The organism is Schlesneria sphaerica, from assembly GCF_044336245.1.
GTDB classification, from domain to species: domain Bacteria; phylum Planctomycetota; class Planctomycetia; order Planctomycetales; family Planctomycetaceae; genus Schlesneria; species Schlesneria sphaerica.
The window spans coordinates 3,610,593-3,634,533 of record NZ_CP172346.1 but is presented as its reverse complement, the minus strand read 5'-3'; the positions used below and the strand labels follow the sequence as shown (position 1 = coordinate 3,634,533).

General features: G+C 56.7%; 17 protein-coding genes. 3 read left to right on the top strand and 14 right to left on the bottom strand.

The window, feature by feature from the left end:
* Nucleotides 1-19 precede the first annotated feature (19 nt).
* The 7 genes from ACGY09_RS13220 to ACGY09_RS13190 all read right to left on the bottom strand — a co-directional run bounded on the left by ACGY09_RS13220 (nt 20) and on the right by ACGY09_RS13190 (nt 8,980).
* Entirely contained in the window at nt 20-514 is a 495-nt protein-coding gene (locus ACGY09_RS13220) for an NADH-quinone oxidoreductase subunit C (protein WP_373649776.1), read from the bottom strand.
* A gap of 111 nt (nt 515-625) precedes the next feature.
* Nucleotides 626-1,201 (bottom strand): NADH-quinone oxidoreductase subunit B, encoded by a 576-nt coding sequence (locus ACGY09_RS13215; RefSeq protein ID WP_373649777.1) that lies wholly within the window; start codon nt 1,199-1,201, stop codon nt 626-628.
* On the bottom strand, nt 1,192-1,587 hold the full coding sequence (locus tag ACGY09_RS13210; protein WP_373649778.1) for an NADH-quinone oxidoreductase subunit A: 396 nt from the start codon (nt 1,585-1,587) through the stop codon (nt 1,192-1,194). Before ACGY09_RS13210 ends, ACGY09_RS13215 begins: the two co-directional genes overlap by 10 nt.
* A gap of 175 nt (nt 1,588-1,762) precedes the next feature.
* Entirely contained in the window at nt 1,763-3,559 is a 1,797-nt protein-coding gene (locus ACGY09_RS13205; RefSeq protein ID WP_397568093.1) for a HEAT repeat domain-containing protein, read from the bottom strand.
* A 118-nt stretch (nt 3,560-3,677) separates the two neighbouring features.
* Complete coding sequence (locus ACGY09_RS13200; RefSeq protein WP_397568092.1) at nt 3,678-5,336, bottom strand: ABC transporter permease; 1,659 nt, start codon at nt 5,334-5,336, stop codon at nt 3,678-3,680.
* Nucleotides 5,329-6,354 carry an ABC transporter ATP-binding protein gene (locus tag ACGY09_RS13195; protein WP_397568091.1) on the bottom strand — a complete coding sequence of 342 codons (1,026 nt, stop codon included), beginning with the start codon at nt 6,352-6,354 and terminating at the stop codon, nt 5,329-5,331. Before ACGY09_RS13195 ends, ACGY09_RS13200 begins: the two co-directional genes overlap by 8 nt.
* A 4-nt stretch (nt 6,355-6,358) precedes the next feature.
* Complete coding sequence (locus tag ACGY09_RS13190; RefSeq protein ID WP_397568090.1) at nt 6,359-8,980, bottom strand: hypothetical protein; 2,622 nt, start codon at nt 8,978-8,980, stop codon at nt 6,359-6,361.
* A 1,291-nt stretch (nt 8,981-10,271) separates the two neighbouring features.
* Here ACGY09_RS13190 and ACGY09_RS13185 point away from each other — a divergent pair.
* A complete protein-coding gene (locus ACGY09_RS13185) occupies nt 10,272-11,207 on the top strand; it encodes a HEAT repeat domain-containing protein (RefSeq protein WP_373649783.1) in 936 nt (311 codons plus the stop codon).
* Between the two features lie 386 nt (nt 11,208-11,593).
* On the opposite strand, the gene ACGY09_RS13180 is transcribed toward ACGY09_RS13185, so the two are convergent.
* Nucleotides 11,594-13,009 carry an extracellular solute-binding protein gene (locus ACGY09_RS13180; protein WP_397568089.1) on the bottom strand — a complete coding sequence of 472 codons (1,416 nt, stop codon included), beginning with the start codon at nt 13,007-13,009 and terminating at the stop codon, nt 11,594-11,596.
* Between the two features lie 567 nt (nt 13,010-13,576).
* On the opposite strand from ACGY09_RS13180, the gene ACGY09_RS13175 reads away from it, so the two are divergent.
* Together ACGY09_RS13175 and ACGY09_RS13170 are read left to right on the top strand one after the other, a co-directional pair.
* On the top strand, nt 13,577-15,112 hold the full coding sequence (locus ACGY09_RS13175; RefSeq protein ID WP_397568088.1) for a hypothetical protein: 1,536 nt from the start codon (nt 13,577-13,579) through the stop codon (nt 15,110-15,112).
* Between the two features lie 34 nt (nt 15,113-15,146).
* On the top strand, nt 15,147-15,944 hold the full coding sequence (locus ACGY09_RS13170; RefSeq protein WP_397568087.1) for a sulfite exporter TauE/SafE family protein: 798 nt from the start codon (nt 15,147-15,149) through the stop codon (nt 15,942-15,944).
* Nucleotides 15,945-16,084: 140 nt separating this feature from the next.
* Here ACGY09_RS13170 and ACGY09_RS13165 read toward each other — a convergent pair whose 3' ends face one another.
* The 6 genes from ACGY09_RS13165 to ACGY09_RS13140 form a co-directional block, all read right to left on the bottom strand.
* On the bottom strand, nt 16,085-17,059 hold the full coding sequence (locus ACGY09_RS13165; protein WP_397568086.1) for an SGNH/GDSL hydrolase family protein: 975 nt from the start codon (nt 17,057-17,059) through the stop codon (nt 16,085-16,087).
* Nucleotides 17,060-17,142: 83 nt separating this feature from the next.
* Nucleotides 17,143-18,174, bottom strand: coding sequence for a 6-phosphofructokinase (locus ACGY09_RS13160; protein WP_373649788.1), 1,032 nt, complete (start codon nt 18,172-18,174; stop codon nt 17,143-17,145).
* Nucleotides 18,175-18,274: 100 nt separating this feature from the next.
* On the bottom strand, nt 18,275-19,627 hold the full coding sequence (gene accC / locus ACGY09_RS13155; protein ID WP_397568085.1) for an acetyl-CoA carboxylase biotin carboxylase subunit: 1,353 nt from the start codon (nt 19,625-19,627) through the stop codon (nt 18,275-18,277).
* Nucleotides 19,628-19,658: 31 nt separating this feature from the next.
* Nucleotides 19,659-20,168 carry an acetyl-CoA carboxylase biotin carboxyl carrier protein gene (gene accB, locus ACGY09_RS13150; RefSeq protein ID WP_397568084.1) on the bottom strand — a complete coding sequence of 170 codons (510 nt, stop codon included), beginning with the start codon at nt 20,166-20,168 and terminating at the stop codon, nt 19,659-19,661.
* 55 nt (nt 20,169-20,223) lie between these two features.
* Nucleotides 20,224-21,312 carry a M24 family metallopeptidase gene (locus ACGY09_RS13145; RefSeq protein WP_397568083.1) on the bottom strand — a complete coding sequence of 363 codons (1,089 nt, stop codon included), beginning with the start codon at nt 21,310-21,312 and terminating at the stop codon, nt 20,224-20,226.
* 12 nt (nt 21,313-21,324) lie between these two features.
* Entirely contained in the window at nt 21,325-23,766 is a 2,442-nt protein-coding gene (locus ACGY09_RS13140) for an MMPL family transporter (protein ID WP_397568082.1), read from the bottom strand.
* Nucleotides 23,767-23,941 lie beyond the last annotated feature (175 nt).

Here is a 23,941-nt window from a genome sequence, read left to right as displayed (position 1 = left end):
CGCAACAAAGATGCGGCCGTCAGCTTTCGGCGCGAGTGATCACAGGGAAGTTGTGACGCTCGCCGCGGCCTTTCAGCGGGTAGTCTTTTCGCAGCGGATAAGCCGTGAATTCGTCCGGGGTCAGAATTCGCCGCAAATCGGGGTGGCCCGAGAACCGGATTCCGAACATGTCATAAACTTCACGTTCCAGCCAGTCGGCCGATTTCCACAGGGAATAGACCGATGGAAGCAGCGGCTCGGGATCATTCACGTGCGTCTTCAGGATCAGACGTTCGCCCGTTTTCGTGTTGACGAGGACATAGACCACGCCGAACCGGTCTTTCGCTCCCTCGTACTCGAGGTAGTCGACGGCGGTGATCTCTGACAGCATGTCGAAGTGCTGCTCGTTTTTCAGAAAAGCCAGGATTTCAAACAGCTTTCCTGCTGGAACGACCACGCGTCGATTGTCACGAAACTGACTGAAAGTCAGTTCATCGCCGGGATATGTTGCCTTCAAGGCCTCTTCAGCAGACATTGTTTGTCAACCAGACTGAATAAGTGGATCAAGGTTTCAAGACACGGTCAAAAGGCTCTGTGAGAAGCCATTCAGCGGCAGCCCCTGTGGGTCGCCGCGGTGTCATTCAACTCAGTTCAACGCAACAAGTTTTTCGTTCGCTTCGCGGATGCGAATGAGTTCATCCAGATCGAATGGAGCGGGACCTGTTGGCTGGGTTCGTTTGCCAAACTCAGTTCCGTTCAGGGTGCCCCCGTTCTTGATTTTGTCCTGCAAGGCGATGATGCCTGCCATCAATTGCTCAGGACGGGGAGGACAGCCGGGAACGTAAAGATCGACGGGAATGAAGCGGTCGACTCCTTGCACCACGGCATAGGTGTCGAACACACCGCCGGTGCAGGCGCAAGCGCCCATGCTGATGCACCACTTGGGTTCGGGCATCTGCAGCCAGATACGCTGGAGCACGGGAAGCATCTTCATGGCGACGCGTCCCGCGACGATCATGAGATCGCATTGACGTGGACTGAATCGCATGACTTCGGCACCGAACCGGGCGAGGTCGAAGCGGGAAGATGCCGTTGCCATCAGTTCAATACCACAGCAGGCGGTGGCAAACGGCATTGGCCAGAGGCTGTTGGATCGGGCCCAACTTGCTGCCGCATCCAGACTTGTCATAAAGACATTGTCGGGAACGTCTTTCATCGCCATTTGAAGACCCCTTTTCGCCATGCGTAGACGTACGCAATTGCGAGTGTCGACATAAAGACCAGCATGACACCGAACACAGTGCCTCGCAATTCGACAGGAACGCCTACGGGATTAGCGCCTGTCGAGTCGTCGAGGTAACCCGCAACGGCCCATGGGTACAAAAACAAGAGTTCCACGTCAAACACGAGGAACAGAATGGCGACCAGATAAAACTTGACGTCAAAAGGCTGACGTGCATCGCCGACTGGATCCATCCCCGACTCGTACGGCATCTGTTTTACAGCCGTTTTCTTGCGAGGGCCGACGATGTGGATGATGGTCAGGTTCGTGATGACGAACCCCACCAAAACCCCGACGAACAGCAGTATCGGATACGAACTTTCCATGCGTTGCAGCCTTGGTCCTTCGTAAAATGGCTTCCCATAAGGGAAGAGGTTCCACTATGCGGCGGTCGAAATGCAAGATTCGCGCCACATGAGTCGGGTCGATTCGGGATTCTAGGACCGGCCCCGGTAAACTGCAACGCAATCTTTCGCAGGAAACGGGAACCAGCCGCTTTCTTCAGGGAGAATTGGTCTGAGCACGGACCAGTGGATTGAGAAACCACGTTCCTGGGCCGATCGGATCCGCTTCCGGTAAAGGATATTCCTCCCCTGTGAGTTCTTTTAATGCCCACCGCCTTGCGAGTGAAATGGCATCGTTAGAATTCCCTTTTTCGAGAAGGTTCCGAAATTCCGGCGCGTACTCTTGGGCTTTCATCCGCCCCAGCGACACGATGCTCAATTGTTTGATCAGAATGAACTCTGGAGGCATCGTCCCTTCGTCGTTCACGCGATCGATGAGCAGCTCGGCCACGGTGGGATCCGGGGTTCCCGCGTGCAACTTGCCCAAGGCCCAGATCGCCGCTCCTCGCGAACGCTCACCCATGGCTCCGACTTTGGGGATGTACCCGATCATGTCCCGCTCGGCCTGTTTGACCTGCATTTTTCCGCACGCCTCCAGGAGGTGGGCGACTTGCTGATCGAGCCCCGCGGGATAGACGTTCTTGCGCGCGATGGTCTGTCTGCGAATCTTATCCACGATGGCGGAAGCCGTCGCAGGGTCGGCAATCTTGCGTAAGGCCCAGGCGGAGCTCACCATCACCTCGCGCCGCTCTGATTCCAGCAGTTCGACGAATCGAGTTGAGGCAGGCTGGTGTTCGAGGGACCCGAGTAACAAGGCTGATTGTTCCTGTCCCTGCCACTGATCACGCTGCGCGATGGCCATGGCTGCTGATCGAATCGTTTCGTCAAGCGCGGGATCCTGGGCCAGTCGGAGTAGCTCCGTAGACACATGCTGCCGAATTCCCGGATGAAGGTCATTCAGCAGCTCTGCCAGCGCGGGGATTCGGTCGGTCGTCGGCAGCTTGATGTAGGCAATGGCCCCCTGCATCCGGACATCGGCGTCCAGATTTTTCATCGCCCCCTCGGCAAGTGGCAGCACCAGATGAGAGTCGATCTGGTTGAGTCGCTCCAGGGCGGCCGCTGCGAGTGTGGGTTCCTGTTCGGTTGCGAGTTCCAGCAGCGACTTGATTGCGGCTTCACTGGTGTGACGCTGGAGCAGATGGATGGCGCAGCGGCGATTAATAATCGGGGACTTCCGTTTCTCTGCCTGAAGCAACTGCGCGTCGGACTCAAGGCCGGTTTCCGCCAGTGCACCGGCCGCAGCCGCAGCCGCGAGACGAATATCGGGAGATCGAGCGACATCAAGAGCGATGTTTCTAAGCGTTGGCAGGGCGCTCACTTCCTGAACTCGGGCGAGGCCTCGGACCGCCAGCAGCAGTTCGCGACGATGCTGCTTGTTCGATGCGTCCAGTCGTTCCTTCCAGACAGTGCGAATCGGTTCGAAATCCCAGTCCGCCAGCGCCGGCTCAACGAGTTGCCGCAGATCGGATCCCCCCTTCTGGGACCATTCCAGCAGCTTGCTAGCGGAATCGCGTGAATCAAGCGTGATCAAAGCTCGGGCCGCCGCATAGCGAGCCGCGGGATGCGTTGATTCGGTTGTGAGAATGGTTTCGAGAGTAGGAATCGCCTGGAGCAGGTCTGGGACTCCCTTTTTGTGCGCAAGCGAGATCGATTCGGCGGCCATCCGCTGATAGTCCGTCTCGGGCCGCTTCAGAACTTCAAACCACAACTGAAGGTGCTTCGGCATCGGCTGGACTGGGGCCGGCGGCAGCGGTCGGCAATCCGGGTCTGACTCCATCAGGAAATCAGGCACGATTTCAGCGCAGGCCGTCGACACGATTGCGATGGTGAAGACTATTACGTAAGTGAAGATACGATACAACATGGCAAATCGTCTCTTGTCAGTTAACAGCATTCTTGATTCCGTCCGGTGCAGGCATCGAGGTGTAAAGAGGGGCGTGATCTCGTCAGGCCCCCCGCTCTGCCGCTATGAAAACACCAGACACAGGCAGCTTCGGCGCAATGGCCCTGCGTTACTTTGGCCGCGAGATTCGATACGTCTGCATCAGCAGAACGGCCAGCGAAAGGACTGAGCCAATCCCCAGAATCCACCAGTTTGCAGGGATCAATGAATAGTTTTGAAATCCGGGCATCCGTATGACGGACAGAGCTGCTGCGATCGGGTTGACCGTCAGTGCCGTTTCAACAGTTTTGTGGCCGAAAGGAGCATCTCTGCCCAGCCACACGAGCAGCGGCAGCGCGCAAATCGACAGCAGGATGCCATAAGCTCCGGCCGTGGCGGGGGCTGTCTGGGAGAAGAGGCTGCCGACAGCGGCACTTAACAACATGGCGAACACCGCTGTTGCAGCCAGGCAAACCACGACTCGGGTGACCTGTTGACTCATTCCCGGTTCGATGTAAACCATGATCAGATAGCCGGGCAATGTTGCGCACAAGATCAACATCAGCGGCAGCAGAACGCTGAGCAACTTGCCCCAGACGATCCGCGTGATGGACATGGGGGTTGCCTGCAGGAGTTGCCAGCCCCGGCTTTCGCGTTCGCTGCTCAACAGACCAGCGGACATACTGGGAGTGACGAGTACGACCAGTGCCACCTGCATCACAACCATGATTCCACCGATGGTTTCCACGCCCCAGTTGAACGTTCCCGCTGTGGTCGCGTAGGTGAGTGCCAGGGACAAGACGGCACAGAATGCGACGAGACGCAACAGCCAGTGCAGTCTGCCAAAGCGACGGCAACGGAATTCCTTCATCATGACGGGATTTACAAGCCCGGAAATGCCTTTGGAACGGCGCTGTGGATCCACCAGAAAGAAGAGTCGACGGAAGTACTGAACCGCGCCGGGCTGATCATCGCTGATCGTTCCTGCGGCCCGCGCCTTGTCGAAGATGGTGTGATTCAGTCGAGACATCGTCCAGATCGATGCCACCACCGAGATGATCAGTGAGGCGATCGTGAACTGCCCGAGCAGGTCTTTGTGCGACAGCAATCCCTGACTGCCTAAGTCACCCGCTCCTGTCAGTGAGAGCATCACTGCAAACGGAGAGAGGCTGCGCAGTACTTCACCGAGATCTGCCAGTGCCCCCTTGGTTCCCTGAAAGAAATAATGAGGACCAAGCGTCAGAATGCAAAGGCACAGGACGACACCGTAGGTGATCCGGACAGCGGAATCGATCGAACTGGCGTAACTGCTGACCAGCAGGCCCAGCACTGCGTACTGAACGGCGACCAGCACCAGCAGCTGATAGACTTTGCCAATGTCGTTGTAGAGAGACAGTCCCCCCATGGCGTAGCAGGCACTCGCGGCTGGAAGACTCATCACGAGGATGATTCCTGCGAAGGCGAGCACCGCTGCCAGCTTCCCGAAGAAGATTCGAGCCGGGCCGAGGGGTGTATTGAGCAGCAGCGCGAGCGTTCCCTGAATCTTTTCGCGGATGATGCTGGTTGCGGGAAAGACGGGCAGCAGTAGCAGCAGCGTCGCCAGCAGGCCATAAGCAAATAGCTGAAAGACCTGCTGTGATCGGCTTCCCGACAGGGCGACCCGTGCATCCGTGGGCCACCGCAGCGCGACGAGGACGGCGAAGAGGATGACCAGCCCGCATTGCAGTGTCATCATTCGTCGGCGACGCAGCAGTGTCGTGAGTTCTCGTAACACCATCGCTTTAAGCATGAACGGGACCTCCCGCTTTCACTGGCTTGGACGCAACGGCCACGGGGGGGCGTGTGAAGGACATGAAGGCTTCTTCCAGGTCTGTCTGCACTTCGCGGAACTGTGTGACCCGGATCCCCGATTGAACCAGTTGCGCCAGGACCGAACTGAGTTCGGCTTCCGGTAGTGCTGTGCGGAAGCGGACCGTGGCTTCGGCGGGGGACTCAACTACATCAGCACCGGGCTCGATGGCTTGCCGGATGATGTTACCCGCTTGCGGCACTTGTTCTGCCGAGACGAGTTGAGATTCGATGGTTCGTTGCTGGCTGACCTGGCGTCCAATTTCCGCAACAGTTCCAAAGGCACGCAGGGTTCCGTGCGTCATGATGGCGACACGATCACAAATGCGTGTCAGTTCGGGAAGAATGTGGCTGGTCACCATCAAAGTCTTACCCTGACGTGCGAGTTGAATCAGCAAATCTCGCATCTCGATACGGGCCTGGGGATCGAGGCCGTTGACGGGTTCGTCGAGGATCAGAACCTTGGGATCATGCAGCAGCGTGCGGGCGAGACCGACACGCTGTTGCATCCCGTGGCTCAGACTTTCGACAAAGCGATCCTTCATGTACTCGGTTCCGGTTGTCGCCATGACCTCGTTAATTCGTTGGGAGCGAGGTCCGGGCGCGATTCCGAACGCGGCCCCGAAGAAGTCCAGATATTCCCGCACACGCATGTTGTCGTAAGAGCCGAACTTGTCAGGCATATACCCCACGAGACGCTTGATTTTGGCTGACTCACGGACGCAGTCGACACCGGCAATGCTGGCTGTTCCCGACGTCGGTCGAATCAGACCGACGAGAATCTTGATCGCGGTCGTCTTTCCTGCCCCGTTGGGGCCAATCAGACCAAGGATCTGTCCCGCGTTCAGTGTCAGGGTCAGGTCATTCAGTGCTCTGAACGAACCGTACTCTTTCGTCAGGTTCCGCAGTTCTACAACGGGGGTATCATTTGCTGTTTCGGACGGTGGATTCGATTTCATGTGTTCAATCCTTCGCGACTTGTTCTGTTGCTTTGACCCAAAGCTGAAGCGTCATTGATTCGATTCGCCAGTAATTGACTTTTGAGCTTGGATCAAAGGCGTTATCTCCCAATGATTTCTTCCCCCCCGCTGCATCCCCGACCGCTTCTTTACGGCGGGTGTCTCCTGCGATGAGGCCCAGAGTCAGTTCTCCGTCCTCAGCAATTTTCAGGATGTCCGTGTCCGTTACATCAATCGCCAATTCCCCGACAGGGTCATTGACTGCCTGGACTGAGGTCACCTGGCCGTCCTTCAATCCCAGAATTTCAATACGCCCCACGGGACCTGAGACTCGGAAATCGATTCGAGCGCGACTGGCTTGAAGTGGCAGCAGTTCTTTCGGGACCTGAATTTTCAGCCAGCTCGTGCCCGGTTGGGCTCGTTCCTGCCACTCCTGCTGTGTGTAGCTCCACATCGTCGATGCGGGAGTTCCATCCGGGTGGGTCCGGTTGTGCATCGAGAGGAACGGCGAAGGTATAAGGAACTCGGTCCCCTCTTCGGGGCGTTCCAGAATCAACGGGATTGCCACCAGAGTCGCACCACGGGAGTGGAGATTTTCGCCAAAGCGAATCGAGGGAGCCCACTCGTCAGACCAGAACATCAATTGCGGGCGATTCGGGTAGTCTTTGCGTTTCGGGTTCGCGAGAAGTTTTTCGAACGTTCTGCGATGTCGATCCTGTTCATCACTGATGAGGTCGGCGCTCAGGAACTGATTGCTTTTGAAGACGGCTTCCGCTGGTGCGGAAAAGGTTCCATTGGAATTCAGTGTCACACCGAGCCGGCCTTCATGAGTGGCGATCAGTGGGTCGGTACCAGGTTTCAAGATTCCCGTATACTTTCCTGTGACACCGCTGGCATCAAAGGTCGCACGGGCTTCCAGTCGCTGAGGCACCGTCTCTGACCGGAGGAATGGTGCCGTTCGAAGGCCGGCGGGTTGAGGCAGGTTTTCCCAATGCCACGTTCCGAGATCTGTTGAAACCATCCGGCGGGCGGACCCTTCCAGGCCAGCCATATCGGGCATGAACTGCCCCCCCTTGTTGACTTCGATGCGCTCCGTGCTCCCCTCGGGATGGAAGGCTCCAATGATTCCTTCCAGTACGACTTCATCTGTTCCGGGAACGGCTCGGGCCAGCTGCAATGAGGAAACTGTGGGGGGAATCGCGTGTCGGTATGTGCGGCCAATCGAGATCAAGAGGATGCTGGCCAGGATGGCGAATAGCGACCCGATCCAGCCCAGGTGCTCGAGTTGACCCGTCTTGAGCAGCGCCAAGCTGCTTCCCACAAGCAGGACGGAAAATCCAAACAGAATTCCGACGACCAGATTCCAGGACGGAATGGTGTACCCAACGTATTCCCTCATCTGTGGCTCTACGTTGGCGGGGGGAAGCAGGTCCGCCTCACGCCGGCTGAAAAAGTCCGCCGCGATGTCGTACATTGGGGCCGTCGGGACAAATTCGGTCTGGTAGAGCGGGTCAGCGGACTGTTTCTCTGTTTCCGGTCGCGGGACGATCCAGCCCCGTGCTCCTAGTGTCGTGATAAACACGCGACCCTCACCGCACGGTCTCGACATCGCGGCAGGCCAGCCGTTGACTGCATGGGTGACATCGAGATTGGAAGCGTCCATCCGGACAAAATCGACCGGTTCTTCGAACTCACGTGTTTCCCCGACGACCCCCTGGAGGTCTGCGAGCGTCGGAAGCTTATCGACGCGAACCGATGTCAGACCAACCCGGTCAATGACGGCCCCGGCGAAGTCGTCGCCGAGGATCCGCTCAAGAACAACGGGATCGACCTTATCGAGCATAACCCAGAGTCGACCGCCCGAGTTAACCCACGCCCGCAGTGCAGACAGTGCGGCAAAGTCATCGGTAATTCGATTGTCGACAATGACCATCTGATCGAAACCATCCAGCCCACCGATGTCACCCGGGAGAAAGGTGTCGAGCATCAGAACATAGCCATTGGGCAATTGTTGCGAGACGCGACTGGCCCGGATCAGATCGGAAATCGCCTTGGAGGGGATTTCTTCCCCACCGGTGCTTGTTCCGATGACTCCCGTGTTACGAGTGGCGTGCGTGACATTGAGGACGCCGTCGTGCAGATTCTGCCCAGACTGATTTTTGAGGAACACCTCGTCTTTGGATGACGCATCCAGGACCAGTGTATGCAAGCTGACTGCTCGCCCTTTGGCAGGATCCGTCTTGGGGATCACGACCGGATGAGAAATGCTGAGCGTCGACTTGGCGGGGACCCAGACCCGTCTGGAATACTGCAATGTCGGCTGCTCATCGAAGTAGGTCGCACAGACCAGTTCGCGCGGTTCGTTGCGGGAGTTAACGAGGTTGATGTGCAGTTCGCTCCATTTCTCGGGAACGAAAATGTAACTGCCGCCGGTAGAAACCCAGGCGATCGAAAAGCGGAAATCGTTTCCTGATTCGTCTTCTGTCTGTTCCTGTCGCGCCGGAGTCGTCGTTTCGGCCTCTGTTTGCGCACGAACGAATCCGGGTAGAAAAAACGCAATCAGGACCAGCAGGTTCGCGAGTCTGAATCGAACGACGGGTGACTTGTGCCACGAAAGATTCTGCATGGGAAATTGACTTCAGGATGGGGCGACCAGGTTTGCCAGGGTCGGGTTCGAGGCGATTGTTCGGACGACCCTGTTTGAGCTGAGACGGTCACCGTCGGCAATGGGATTGGTAGCTCAAGCGGCTGATGGGACGTGCGTTGCAGTTCCGATCGGCGGACTCGAGGGACGCGGGTGCCCACTTGGTCACGGGGCCGGCAGGGAAGATCGCAGAGTGAATGTCGTCAGGGCGAACGTCGCGGCCGCAGCACTGCGTGAGACCCGGTTTCGAGCACTTACGTACATGGTCGTCTGGTCCCGTAGGAAAAGGGAACGAAGACTGCCACTCGCGCAGGGGCAAGGTGCAGTGCAATCGATTTGAAGTTCAACGGATTCGTGAATGTTGTTGTGAAGGCTGAAAGTGACCTGATGGAGGATACTGTTCTGCCCCAACTTCCGCCACGCAGGCGGTCTTTGAGGCCGTCAGGAGATGTTGAGATTGGTAATTAAGGAAGAACCCGAATTCGCAGGACGAATCTCTGCATGTTACCTAAAGGTTCGTAGATATCCCATGTTACGCTCGATTGGAAAGATGTTCCGCATTTGTCGGCGGTAAAGTCGGGTGCAACTTAGCTGACTGTTATATGCGGTATAACCCGAGCGCAAAATGACGCAACTCCCTTGTGAAATACAGGCTTGTGTTTCTCAAGAGCAGCCGCTCTTCCCGCCGATTCAATTGCCAGACCCGCTCAGAACGACAACCCTGCAAGCAGGATGAAACGATCGCAGCGAGGGCTGTGAAAGCTGCTCAGTCGGTTTTCGACTGAAGCGTCTGATGAATGAGAAGAGACCGTGATGGACCGTGATTGAGACGACTGAGTTCGGTTTTTTGAGAGCCGACAGAACTGCGACGCGCGTCGCGGGCGGATTGCAGACTCCGGGGATAGCGGAGTGCCGCCTGGGGTTCCTAGGCTCGCCAACTCAGTCGGGGATGAGTCAATGAAGACTCATTCATTTTGGGATTCCCAAGGGAAGGAGACGTTGTTCTATGCGATGGATCAAGTTCTGTGGTGCTGTACTCGCCGCCATGAGTATTGCTAACCTGGCGAACGCCGGATTCTGTGGTACCGCTGGAAACTGCGGTGCATCTAAAGGGAGTGGCTGTGCAACAACCTCCGGCCCCGCTTGCTGTAAACCCGTGATCGTTCGCCCTTGTGGCCCAACGGTTCACACGTATCAACGACGATGCTCAGACATTAAGCCACCTTGCTGTGACTCATGTGCTCCTGGTGGGTGTTCAACGACGAATGGTGGATTGTTCGGTTCACATGGTGGCCACGGCCACCACGGTGCCCTGGGTTGTGCTGCTCCTGCTGCCAACTGTGTTGGTGGCGGTGCAGGAAACTACGGCCCCGCTTGTGCCGCTCCTGCCGCTAACTGTGGTCCTGCAGCTGCTCCCGCTTACGCTGGTCCAGCAACCAGCTGTGCTCCTGCCGCCGGTCCCGCTTGTGCTGCTCCTGCAGCGAACTGCGGTCCTGCTGCGGGTCCCGGCTGTGCAGCTCCTGCTGCAACTTGTGTTGCCGCTTCGAACTGCTCAGGAACGCCAGCTTGTGGCAGCCACTTCGGTGGTGGATTCCTGAAGGGATTGTTCGGCAAGCACCACGGTGCTTCCGGCTGTGCCGCAACCTGTGCCGCTCCTGGTGCGACCTCTTGCACCGCGGTTGACACTCGCTGCTGCAACGCAGATCCCTGCGAAATTGCTAAGCTGATCTATACGTCCCAGACCGCTTGCTACGCACGTCAACGGGCTGCAGCTCTTCGCAAGCTTGGCAATCGCTATGATTGCATCTGCAACCCCGAGATCATGAGTGCATTCGTCTACGGGCTGAATGATGCTGACGAACGAGTTCGTGCTACCGCTGCTAAGGAAATTGGCGATCAGACCCGCAAGAACTGCTGCTGCAGCCCAGAAGTTGTCGCAGCTCTGACCTGTGCTCTTGCTGACTGTGATCGTGGTGTCCGACGCAAAGCTGAACGTGCTCTTCGCTCTTGCGGATACGACATCGTCGACGGTAACTGCGACACCTGCGTCGCAACCGGTTGCAGCAACGGTGGCTGTGCACCAGTCGGTGGTTCGGTTCCTTCGCTGAGCCCTTCGTCAGAACCAGTTTCGCCAGCACCTGTTCCTCCGATCGAAAAGACGGGATCTCGCAAGGGCCACCTGTCCAACGTTCTGGGAATGCGGTTCTAAGCCGAACTGAAAGATAGAGAGTCGACTTCTCAGACATCCTGAGAAAACGTACTACAGTGAACAGCGGCCCTCGGATTCGTCCGGGGGCCGTTTTCGTTGTTAGATGGTTCAATTTCGTCGCCGAATCAGCGATTCAGGCGTCGGCCCCCGTCAATCCCGATTTGCGGTCAGGGGGCACGTGACCTGCGCGAAACGGCCCGGCCTGTGCCCATCAATAAAGGCCCGTGTCAGTTTCGGGCCTTTATTGATGGGGAGAACTCTCTCCTTGATCGTTCCGCTTCATCTCTGCCCTGGTCGTCGACATGGCATCGCGTTTCACGCAGTCGGGCCGTAACTGCGAAGGTTCTTGCGGTGCATGCCCCCAAACCAAGTTTCAAGGACCACAGTCATTTCTTCATCAGGGGTGACATCCCCAGGCCTCGTCGATGGGAATCGCGAACCGCTTCGGAACCCAGTCTGTCCACAATGGCGGTGAAAGACTCTTGCAACCGATCTGCGGTAGCTGCTGCATCGAGCTGTCCTTCAAGGAATTGTCCCAGGATCTCGGACGTCACTGCGCGGAAGTCATTTGCTCCGATGACCGGAAGTTCATAAACAAGTTCTGAGTCACGCAGCGACTGAGCGACCGCGTCGACGTATTGGCTCGCCTCTTCTGACTGAAGTGACGGGGTATACCAGTTGGGTGCCAGTTCCAGTTGAGACTCGCGACAGGGGCTTTTGGGCAAATTCGCAAACGCTTCCTCGAAGAGGGGCGACGAATTCAGGCTTTCGATGAACTGGAGAGCTGCGGATTCCTGCGCTCGATCAGGGGGAAGAACCACTCCGGCGATGAGTCCCGAGAATCCGCACAGGGCCGGGGCGTGGACTGACCCTGTTGGAATCGCGTCCCACTTCTTCGAGTTGCGGTTGTAGACACGTCTCGATCCCGGCAGGCGACAGATTCCGATCTCAATTCCCTCAGCTCGAAGGACTGAGGTCTCTTCGGGGGAGGCTGCCTCCGCAGACGAATTCGACGGCTCAAATGTCAGTCCGATTGCGGCTTTTCCGGCCAGAATCTGATTGCGGCAGTCGGCGGGGGAATAAGACGCCACTTCCCGGGGAAGTTTGTTCCAGACTCTGCCCGCGACTTCCAGTGCTTCGATGAAACCGGGGGAATTCAGGGTCGGTTTGGCGGTATCGATATCGAACCAGACCGAATAGTTTTCCGGGTGTTTGCAGTAGGCGAGAGCGCGTGCAAAGAATGTGGTGGCTCGAGAATCCACGCTGAGCGGCTCGACTGCCACCAACCCATTGGCCCACTGATCGAGCGTGTCGATCAATTGGGTGTACTGGTCCCACGTCTCCGGGGCCTTAAGTCCTGCCGTCCTCAAAAGATCGGCGCGGTAATAGACCACAAGCAACGGGGCAGAGACTGGAATCGCAATGACTTCCCGTTCTCGAGACAGGGTACGCTCCCTCAACCCTTTAAAAATATCCCGGGTATCGATTGTCGTCAGTCGCGAAAGGTGGCGATCGGCCAGATTGAACTGGCGAAAGGGGACCAGAACCAGGCGACCGCCCGATTCTGGAGAAAGGTCGGACAGATTGGGGAACCCCTCGGCTTCGTCGTATTCAGAAATGCGAGTCGTTGCTCCGGTTTGGGACGACCATTCCTGAAGCATCACCTCCCATCGGCCGGGGAGATTGAGGGACTGCGGGGTGACGATTTCCAGTTCCTGCCCGCGCAGTTGTTGTGAGACATTTGAGGTCGGCGGGGGATCTGACGGGCAACCTGCCGTCATCGCGAGGAAAAATGGGGTCAAGATTCCCCGGAAAACACGTTTAACAGAATGCCGATCAAAGTTTGTCCTCATCAGTTCACAAATCCCTGTTTTTCGTCCTGTGTCGGAATGGAGTGCGTCCCTTTGTCGGGGCGGTTCCGCCGCGAGAGTTCGATCAAGCGGCGATTCGTCTGTCCGACGGCTGTCTACGTCTACGCCCGACCCTGCCTGTCTGTGTGATTTCTGTGATGAAATCGAAGGTAGAACCGGATTAATTGTTAGACTGGCGCAAAGAATCATCCGTTGCCTGTATTGCAACCGTTTTTGCGAAACGACGCAATCCTCGGCTGCCGACAGTGAAGATTGAGACCGCGCAGGATCAAGATACGTTCGTGCCAGTGCTGTATGTACTGGTTATGTCAGGTTGCGCGATTTCGTCGGAGAGGAAATAGATCTGAGGGTAGGTGAACATAAACTTCTTGACTCGTGCCAGGCGCCCCTTAGACTGAATATAAGTGTGCGCAAAGCGTAGTCACTTCGTTTCTCCGTCCGGCCATTGTCCATTCGTTGTCTGTTTCGCATTGCACGGTTCTCGCCAAAGGGAAGACCATGGCCTCTGCTGCCAATAAACCAGGTCCCGTACACTACTTTCTGGTTGCGTTTGTCGTGTCCTCTGTCGTTCTGGGGATCACTACATACATGTTCCACCGGGATGCATCTGACAAGTATGCAGAGGTGGCGAAGCTGAACGATGAAAATCAGAAGCTGAACCGGGCACAGAAGACGCGGGACGATGAGGTACTGGCACTCAAGAACAAGATTGGGATCAAGCTCGATCAGGTCGAAGACCCCAATAACCCAGAAAACAAAGCGACCGTCATCAAGGGCCTGGACTCGGAACTGCAGGTGAATGGGCTGGATGCTCAGGGACCCACTGTTGTTGAAACCTTGCGTAAGATGCGTGACGCATTGAATGCGACGACGGCTGATCGTGATTCGAAAGTCGCCAAGATCAACGCACTGGAAAAAGAAATCCTGGCACTCAAGGGTCAGTATCAAGGGCAGGTCGATAACTACGGGCAGCAAACCAAAGATGCCGAGCGAGACAAACTGGCTGTGATCAGCGACCGCGATGAGCGGGTGATCGCCAAGGATCGGGAAATCGCCGCCATCAAGGCAAACCTGAATGCGACCAGCGTCGAATTGACTCAGGAGAAAGAGTCGCGTGAGAAAGAACGCAAAGAGCTGAACGACTTGATTGCCAGTCTGGGTGCACGAATCGATTTCTTCAAGGAAAAGATCGACGAACTTGAGAAGCTGAGTTTTGAAGATGTTGACGGAATGATCCGTCGGGTCGAGCACGATACGGGGACTGTCTGGATCAACGTCGGGGAAGCTGACAACCTGAAACCCCGGATGACATTCAGTGTCTACTCAAAGGATAACCTGGGTGTCGGACGTGGCGCTGAAGATATCAAGGGCAAAATTGAAGTGACGCGACTGCTTGGCCCCCACATGGCCGAGGCCAAGGTCATTGATGAGGATCTCTACCGGCCGATGGTCGCTGGCGATCTGATCTACACCCCCATCTGGAGTCCCGGGCTTGTCGAAAAGATCTCTCTGATCGGTACGTTCGATCTGGACGGAGATGGTCGCAGTGACCGGGAAGAACTTCATCGCATGATGGCTTCCGCAGGCTGCATTATTGATAACGAAATTGATGACGACGGGAACCGGATTCCAGAGGACGGCAAGATCACCGTTCATACCCGCTTCCTGGTCAAGGGGGACATCCTCGAACTACCCAATGCTGTCGGTGCCGCAGAAGAAGCGAAAGCGACCAGACTGCAGAATCACTTGAAAGACATGGTTCAGGAAGCGCGTGCTAACGGTGTCCGCGTGATCAAGATGAATGACTTCCTGGCCTACATCGGGTACCACTCCAAGCGGCGAACGTTCCTTCCAGGTCAACCAGGCAACAAGTGGAACCTGAAGGCAGGATCGGCCAGCGAATCGACCAAAGATGTCACCGGAGATCGTACCTCGAGCGGAAACGTCTCTGGCTCATACTCAAAGCTTCGCCAAGCTCCTCAGCAGCAATCCGACGGGAACACCAGCAAAGTGTTTGGCGGATCAGGGCGATAGAGAGTTCAGTTGCTCATTCGCGTATGATCCGTTCATGGACGCTCAACTTGTCTTTCTCTGTAGTGCCGCGCTCGTTGCCGGAGCCATCAATTCGGTAGCGGGAGGCGGCACTTTGCTTACTTTTCCCGCTCTCACCTGGATTCTCGGGCCTTCCGCAGCCAGCGCCGTGATTGCGAGTGCCACCAGCACTGTTGCACTGTTCCCAGGTTCGCTTGCCGCGACCTGGGGATATCGTCGCGAAATCGTCAGCCAGCGCCGCTGGATCATGCCTTTGATGGTTCCTTCGCTGGTGGGAGGATCGCTCGGCACGTGGCTGGTGGTAAGCCAGAAGGATGCGATCTTTCAGGAAATGGTCCCTTGGTTGATTCTGCTGGCCTCGGCGTTGTTCCTGCTTCAGCCCACCATCAGCCGCTGGACGGGGATCGGTGGTCATCACGTAATGCCGACCACGACCACCATGGCGTGCATCATCGCCTTTCAGAGTCTGATCGCACTCTACGGCGGTTATTTCGGAGCGGGGATTGGCATTCTGATGCTCAGTTCGCTGGCTCTCATAGGAATCAGCGACATTCATCACATGAATGCGCTGAAAAGTCTGCTCGCGTCTGCCATCAATGGAACGTCCGTGGCCGTGTTTGTCTATAACGGCAAAGTCGACTGGACGTACGCCGTCCCGATGATCTTTGCGGGGATCGCGGGGGGCTTTCTTGGTGCGAGTATCGCACGTAAGCTCGACCAGAACGCAGTCCGGTGGGTTGTCGTTTGTATCGGGTTCGGATTAGCCACTTACTACTTCACTCGTGTCTATCTCCCTTCTCAATTCAACGCGTGATACGCGCGCATCTTGCTTGAACGACTGGGGCATTGGCAACAGATCCGTTCAAGATACGCCCGAGAATCCTCACTCGGGCTTCGTGTCCCGGGGGGCCTCTTCGCTGTTGGAGCGAAGTAGCGGATCGCGGCGGCGGGAACTCAATTTGCCTTGACCGGGCCTCTGGGCCGCGACTCATGACGGTGATAAGAGCCGGATCCCGATTTGAGCTGATCGCCAAACAGGGACCGGATCCACCCGCAGAGAAGTGCCTGGCCTCGATTCGAAAGGTGAATGCCGTCCACTGTCGCCCCCCGAGTGGTCAGAATGCTGGTGAACTGCCGTTTCGGGATGAGCGAAACGCGATGTCGTTGCGCTTGCCGTCGCTGGGCGAGACCATAACCGCCCGAGAATGGGGGCAGCGGCAGTTCGAGCATGACGATCGATCGTCCGGAGCCGCTCACTTCCGTTAATAACTGATCCAAGTCCCGTTCAAAGGTCTCGACAGGAAGTCCTTCCAGCATGTCATTGCCGCCAATTTCGAGTACGACGAGCCCGTTTTCGTTGGCGAGTTGCTCATTCTGCGTTCGAGCAGACTTCAATGTCGCTCCGGGCTGCGAGGCGTCATGAACCTTCACGCTGGATTCTCGAGCAAGCTTTCGTGGCCAGGTATCTTCGCCATCATTCAGGCCCGCCGTCACTGAGTCACCGATGACCAATAGCTCGTTGATCTCCACCGGAGGTGGAGGAAAGACGAGGTGGGGAATTTCAGGCATGATCCCGCTCAGCAGCCAGATCTGCGATCCGAGCAGCAGGATCGTTCGCCGCAATCCGCGTTGGGAATTCGGAAGACCTGCTTCCGGCGAGGCAGAGCCCGCGTCTCCGCGAGTTCTTAATGACCACACGATGATTGTCAGCCACAGTGCTGACGCGACCATGTATCCAGCGGAGAGAGGTGGGGGACTGCAAAGAGTAAATACACCCCCCATCACGAAAAGAGCCCCGACTACTTTTGGGCGTAGTTGGGGCATCTTTCGTGGCAACAACAGCATAAGCACCAGCGAACCGGTTGCGATGACGGCAAGTCGACCAGCGTCTCCTCCGGCGAAGAGGAAGATCACCCACCGTATTAGCACGCCAGGCTCTTCCATCGGCAGGTTTTGCTCCGGTTGAGAGGCGTTTCAGATCACTCTGGTGCTTTCGCTCGCTGTTCTGCGTCTTACTTACTGAAGGCGTAGACGTCGTCGATCCAGTCTTGGCTGACTTTCTTCATCTGGCCGACAGCATCAGCAAGCGCAACGTCGATAATGCTGGTTCCGGCGAGAGCGACCATTCGGCCGAACTTCTTTTCCTGGACCAGTCGACCTGCTCCGAGTCCCAGGCGAGTTCCCAGAACGCGGTCAAATGCTGTGGGGGACCCACCGCGCTGGATATGGCCCAGCACGACTTCGCGAGTTTCGATTCCGGTTTTCTCAGTGATGAGCTGCGCGACACGTTGTCCAATGCCACCCAATTGCTCGTGACCGAAGGCATCGACACTTGCACTACGGGTAACCGTCTCTGCGCCGAGCAACTTGGCTCCTTCGCTGACGATGATCATACCCCACTGTTTGCCAGCGGCGCGGCGTTTCTTCAGCAGTTCGCACATCTCGTCGATGTTGACGGGGACTTCGGGAAGCAGAACGTAGTCAGCCCCGACGGCCATCGCTACTTCGCAGGCGATCCAGCCGGCGTGACGTCCCATCGTCTCAACAACACCGATCCGGCGATGTGATTCGACCGTGGTGCGGACGCGTTCCACCGCTTCCACGGCGATATTGATTGCCGTGTCAAAACCGAACGTGACATCGGTGCAGCTGAGGTCGTTGTCAATGGTCTTGGGGCAGCCGACGGTGTTCAACTTGTAGTCAGCGTAAAGTTTACTGGCCACGCCGAGGGTATCATCACCGCCGATCGCGACCAGCGCATCCAGACCCACTTTCTTGTAGGTTTCGAGCAGCTTGGGGACGTCGCGATCCTTCTCTTTGTACGGGTTGGTTCGGGACGAACCGAGAATGGTCCCGCCCTTCCAAATGATGTCATCGGTATTTTCGATGGTGAGGGGCATCGTGTCGCCGTTAATGGCGCCCTTCCATCCATTGATGAAACCGACGCATTCGCCGCCAGCATTGTGGATCGAACGAACGACACCGCGGATGACCGGGTTCAAACCTGGGCAGTCGCCCCCGCCAGTCAAGAGACCAACCTTCATAGCATTCAGCCTTTCGTCATGTGGAAATGGCCGCCACAAGAACTTTCGCCACCACCAAAGAAGGTTCAAGGGGGCAGATCACTGCGGCGAGCGCGAATTCTCAGCTCGATTTTACGAGCAGGTTCTGTTCAATAAATGTCGTATCCATCTTGCCTTCGACGAAGGCAGTATGGTTCAGGATCCGTTTGAGAAGCGGAATTGTCGTCTTGATCCCTTCCACAACAAATTCGTCCAGACATCGCTTCATGCAGGCGATGGCTTCCGGACGCGTCGGTTTGTGGACGATCAGTTTCCCGATCATGGAATCGTAGTACGGTCCGACAACATAGCCTTCATGGATATGCGAATCCCAGCGGACACCATGTCCTCCAGGAATACGCAATTTCGTGATCTTTCCGGGGGACGGACGGAAATCGTTGTCGGGGTCTTCCGCATTGATTCGGACTTCGATGGCGGCACCCTGGCAGGGAATGGCCCGCTGTTTCCAGGGAAGCGGTTCGCCTGAAGCGACGCGAATCTGCTGCTGGATCAGGTCAATTCCCGTGACCATTTCGGTCACAGGGTGCTCGACCTGAATTCGTGCGTTGACTTCGATGAAGTAGAACTGGTTGTTCTTGTCGACGATGAATTCGACGGTACCCGCGTTCGTGTACTTGGCCGCCTGAATCAGTCGGACAGCCGCCTTGCAGATATCTTCACGAACCGAAAGAGGAAGATTTGGGGCGGGAGATTCCTCGATCAGCTTCTGGTGTCGTCGCTGGGAAGAACAGTCGCGTTCCCAGAGGTGAACGACTTCGCCGTGTGTGTCGGCAATGATCTGTACTTCAACGTGGCGTGGGTTCTCGATGTACTTCTCGAGGTAGACCCCGGCATTGTTGAAGGCCTTTTCCGCTTCCATCGCGGCGGCCTTCAGTCCCGCCTTCAGCGAGATGTCGTTGCGGGCAACGCGCATCCCTTTACCCCCACCGCCGGCAGTCGCTTTGATCAGGACCGGATAGCCGATCCGTTCGGCGATGACCAGGGCTTCGGCTTCATTGGTGATCAGGCCGTCGCTGCCGGGGACCAGGTTCACCTGAGCCTGTTTGGCGATTTCTTTTGCCGTGACCTTGTCGCCGAGCTTCGACATGGCATCGGCCGAGGGGCCAATGAATTCGATTTTGCACTCGCGGCAGACTTCGGCGAAGTGTTCGTTCTCAGAGAGAAAACCATATCCAGGATGGATTGCCTGGACATTGCCGATCTCGGCCGCTGCGATGATATTCTTGATGACCAGATAGCTCTGGTTAGCGGCAGCGGGACCGATACAGATCGACTCGTTGGCTGCCTTGAGATAGTCGGCGCCGCGATCGGCCGCACTACATACGGCAACAGTTTCAATACCCATCTCACGACAGGCTCGAAAGACTCGCAAAGCGATTTCGCCGCGATTGGCGACCAGGATACGCTGGAACATAGAGTGAAACGATTCCGTGTTCGAGGGTCAGTCAACTCTTGTAACGGAACAGCGGTGTATCGAATTCAACAGCGTCGCCATTCTGGACGAGCACTGCTGTAATCGTCCCGCTGACCCCAGCCTGAATCTGATTGAAGACCTTCATCTGCTCAATCGTGCAGACAACGGTCTCAGGTGTGACCACGGTTCCCACGCTGACGAAGGGGGGATCCGTGGGCGAGGGGGACGAATAGAACGTACCGATGGTCGGACTCTTGATCGAGAGGCCGCCAGCGTTAGCGTCTGCCGCAGCAGGAGATGCCGGCGCAGATGCCTGCACTGCCGGAGCGGCGGCCGCTGCTGGAGGCGGTGGCGGCAGGTATTGGACAGAGGGCTGAGGCACCGTCTGCAAGACTTCCTTCGCCCCACGTCGTAACCGCCACTGTTCATCGCCGCGGCGCAAATGAACTTCGCTCAGCCCGTGCTTTTCCATCATCTCAACGAGCTGTTGCAGCTTTTCGAGATCAAACGGAGCATTCCCGGAGGACTGTGGTTCAGCCATGCGTTTCCTTTTCGTCGGTTTCGGGGGAGTCCCATCCGTTTCCCGTTTCACGTCATCAACCCCCCAACTCACGAGAGACGGACGTTATGACTTCGTACCCGTCTCGCGTTACCACCACATCATCTTCGATTCGAACACCACCAATACCGGGAAGGTATATTCCAGGTTCGACGGTGACTACCATACCAGGCTTTAAAACTTCGCTGGAAATAGGACTCAGTCGAGGGCCTTCATGGATGTCCAGCCCGATACCATGTCCCAGTCCATGGCCAAAGTATTTCGCGTATCCTGCTTCCTCGATCACCGCACGGGCAACCCTGTCAACGTCCTGGCATTTGACGCCGGGACGAATGGCAGCAATCGCCGCTTGCTGTGCGTTTAACACAACTCCATATATCCTGAGGAGTTTGGGCGGGACTTTACCGGTGCTCCAAACTCGCGTCAAGTCACTGTGATAGCCCTGGGGGCTGACCGCACCCCAGTCACAAAGCACAAATGTAGACTCTTCAAATCGTCGCAGTCCAGCCCGATAGTGCGGAAGTGCGGCGTGATCACCCACGGCAATGATCGGTTCGAAGGCCGCTTTGAGAGCTCCGAACCGTCTCATCCCATGTTCGAGGTCGTGTGCGGCCTGGCGTTCGGTCATGGTCGGCATCAGCATCGACTTCATGATCGAGAAGCCTCGTTCGGCCTGATCGACTGCCAGTCGCAGCTCTTCGATCTCGCCCGCATCCTTAATTTGACGCAATTCTTCGACAAGCCCGGTCTTCGCCACCAGCGTCACTGATCCGAGTTTGTCGGCCAGGTTGTCCCTCACATCGACTGTCATCGATGTTGCTTCGATGCCCAGATTTGGAAGCTTGTGCTTGACCAGTTCCTGAGCCAGGAATTCGATCATTGTTGTCTTCGAATTCCGAATCATCGCGGGAACGCCTGGGCATTCCATCTGGAGCTGGGTCTCGAAGCGACTGTCGCTGAAGATCTGGACGTTTGTCGGGCCAATCAGCAGATACGAGTCCTCACCTGTGAATCCCGTCAGGTAAGAGACGTTCTTGGAGTTGGACACCAGCAGACCAGCGATACCCCCCTTGCGGATGGCCTGAATCAATTTCTGGCGGCGGCTGGAATGCCGGTCGTTCGTCATGGGGCAAGTCTCTTACATCGATGAGGGGGTGTCTACGGGGGCTGCAGGCTCTACCGGAGGTCCCCCCAACCAGGTGCCGAATTTTCCGAAACGACCGCTGTGGAGCAGCACGAGATAGGCTGGAACCAGGATCGGACGAACCACGAAGGTGTCGAGCAGAACGCCAAAAGCGAGGGCGAAGCCGAGCTGGATCATCCCTTTGAGCGATCCGGCACAGAGTGATGCAAACGTCCCCGCCATGATAATGCCGCAACTGGAGATGATTCTCCCGGTCTTTGAGAGCGCTTCGATGACCCCCTTCACCGGTCCATGCTTGCGCTGTTCTTCATCAATTCTGGTCATCAGAAAGATGTTGTAGTCTTCTCCCACAGCGATCAGGATTGTGAAGAGGAACATGGGGACCTTCCAGTCCAGTCCGGCGAACTGCGGATCCGTTACCCAGAAGAACGTATAAGTGGCCCCCAGCGCGACCAGATAGCTGAACAGGACTGTCAGAATCAGATACGTGCACAGTGCGACGCGCCGCAGTAACAGGACCAGAATAAAGAAGACGCTGACTACGACGAGTAAATCAATTCGAACTTGATCCTGGTCGGTCACCGATTTCAGGTCGCGAATACTGGCCGTGGATCCGGAAACAAGAATCTCGGTCTTCGACTTCAGTTCGTTGGGCAGGAGGCGCTTGATCTCTTGCTCCAGCCGAGTAAGCTGCTCAATGCTGTCCCGTGCAAATGGATCCAGTTCCGCCGTCATCTCTAACCGTGTGACGTGGGTCGGATGGTTCACGGACGAGACGTAGTACTCAAGCGATTTCTGCATCGCCACGCGTCGTCGACCCCCTGCTGCCATGTCGAGGATTCGCTCTTCTTTTCCCCCCAGCGGGCGGGAAACGGTCCGAATATCAGCCAGCTGAAGTTCGGACCGTTTTTCTTCGGTTGAGATCGCTTCGGTGAGTTCATCAATCCACGCAAAGCCGGTTGCCTCATCAGTAAAATCGACGTCGTCGTTCTTCAGCAGAACCGTAATTGATCCGGTTGCCCCCGCCGGGAAGTGATTGCGGACCGCCTCGGTTCCCTGGACGCTGGGGGAATTGACGCTCAAGTCGGAAAGGAGCCCGTAACTCAGGTGGGAATAGAACAGAACCCCTACAATCGCGAACGGAAGCATCAGCAGCATGCTGGCGACCCAGATGGCCATGGGCATCTTGAGCAACGCGCGGCCGACGATTTCCCAGGTGTTCTGCAGCCAGTGAATTTCGTTTAATCGCGACCAGAGTGAAGTCGACGAGATCCAGCCACCGCTGACTCGTTCCGTCCTCAGTTGAGGCCAGAAGGCCCATTTGCCCGTAAGTCGCAGCAGGGCAGGTGTAAACGTCAGTGACGCAACGAGGACGATGGTCAGTCCGAAAGAGATGGCGACGCCTGCGTCCCGGAACTTGCCGAATTTTGCGAAAATCATCATGCCGATGCCGCAGATGACCGTCCCTGCACTGGCAGCGATGGCGGCGCCGACCTTGGTCACACTATTAGAAACCGCTTCGTCATAGCTGACGCCGGCGTCGATTTCTTCTTTGTAACGCGCGATCAGAAACAGGCAGTAATCGACTCCGGAACCGTACATCAGCACGGCAACGTAGGACTCAATCCCCTGGAACAGAATGACCCACTGGTGGCTCGCCAGCAGTATCAGCAGCGACATTGAGAGCTGCACAGCGACAACAACGGTCACCAGCGGAATAAAAGCGAGTGCGGGGGAGCGGTAGATGGCACCAAGCAGAATCAGTACCAGGATGAAAGTGAGCCACTCAGTCGCTTTCGCGCTGTCCTTGGCTGCGTTGATCATGTCCCGGCCGACCGTTGCTTCGCCGCTTAATTGGACCGTCAAACCCTCGGGGATGGCCTTCGCGAATTCCTCGCTTTTCAGGATCGCTTCGATCTTGCCGACCGGAGTCCGGTTTCGGCCGTCCATGAATTCCGTGGTGAGGTCCACCAGAATCAGGCGCGCTTTGCCATCGTCGCTTTTGAGCAATTCTCCTGCGTTCGGATCACGGAATGTCCGAATTCCCGAGATGATTTTGGCCTCGTCGTGCTCAGGGTTCTCCTGTTCCTGCTGCAGATGGAGGAGCTGTTCGTAGAGTTCAAACTTACGGTCGGGATGAGTTACTTGATGCTCTGCTTCGTCGACCGAGTCGTCCAGAAAATCTTCATCTTCTGGCGTAATCCCACTTTCCCGGGTAGCGATCACCACGATCCGGCTGGGAACAAAGCCGTCAGGGAACGCCTTGCGAAAGAGTTGTTCGGACAGATGGCTGGGGCTGTCTGCCGGAAGGAACGCAAACTCTTCTGTTTGGGCGACGCGTTCCAGTGGTGGCGCAGCGATCGTTGCGCAGACGACGGCCGCGACCCACGCGATGAGAACCGCAGGCCACGCCCGGACGACAAACTCGCCCAACACCGAAAAAATCTTCTCTTCTCGCGACAATCTATCAGACAATTTTCAGTCCCGCTTCCCGGCTGATGTGTTGAAGAGCCCACTGGTCACTTCGACCATCCGGTCGACGATCGAACGAATGAGCTATGCCGGAACTGGTCAGAATTCTGTTCCATTCGCTGTTCATAGAGGGGCGAAT

Excerpts from the sequence above, each read along its gene's own strand:
- ACGY09_RS13190 (WP_397568090.1), bottom strand. The coding sequence starts at position 8,980 with ATGCAGAATCTTTCGTGGCACAAGTCACCCGTCGTTCGATTCAGACTC.
- ACGY09_RS13200 (WP_397568092.1), bottom strand. The coding sequence starts at position 5,336 with ATGCTTAAAGCGATGGTGTTACGAGAACTCACGACACTGCTGCGTCGC.
- ACGY09_RS13205 (WP_397568093.1), bottom strand. The coding sequence starts at position 3,559 with ATGCTGTTAACTGACAAGAGACGATTTGCCATGTTGTATCGTATCTTC.
- ACGY09_RS13160 (WP_373649788.1), bottom strand. The coding sequence starts at position 18,174 with ATGAAGGTTGGTCTCTTGACTGGCGGGGGCGACTGCCCAGGTTTGAAC.
- accC (WP_397568085.1), bottom strand. The coding sequence starts at position 19,627 with ATGTTCCAGCGTATCCTGGTCGCCAATCGCGGCGAAATCGCTTTGCGA.
- ACGY09_RS13175 (WP_397568088.1), top strand. The coding sequence starts at position 13,577 with ATGGCCTCTGCTGCCAATAAACCAGGTCCCGTACACTACTTTCTGGTT.
- ACGY09_RS13220 (WP_373649776.1), bottom strand. The coding sequence starts at position 514 with ATGTCTGCTGAAGAGGCCTTGAAGGCAACATATCCCGGCGATGAACTG.
- ACGY09_RS13195 (WP_397568091.1), bottom strand. The coding sequence starts at position 6,354 with ATGAAATCGAATCCACCGTCCGAAACAGCAAATGATACCCCCGTTGTA.
- ACGY09_RS13170 (WP_397568087.1), top strand. The coding sequence starts at position 15,147 with ATGGACGCTCAACTTGTCTTTCTCTGTAGTGCCGCGCTCGTTGCCGGA.
- ACGY09_RS13210 (WP_373649778.1), bottom strand. The coding sequence starts at position 1,587 with ATGGAAAGTTCGTATCCGATACTGCTGTTCGTCGGGGTTTTGGTGGGG.
- accB (WP_397568084.1), bottom strand. The coding sequence starts at position 20,168 with ATGGCTGAACCACAGTCCTCCGGGAATGCTCCGTTTGATCTCGAAAAG.
- ACGY09_RS13215 (WP_373649777.1), bottom strand. The coding sequence starts at position 1,201 with ATGGCGATGAAAGACGTTCCCGACAATGTCTTTATGACAAGTCTGGAT.
- ACGY09_RS13145 (WP_397568083.1), bottom strand. The coding sequence starts at position 21,312 with ATGACGAACGACCGGCATTCCAGCCGCCGCCAGAAATTGATTCAGGCC.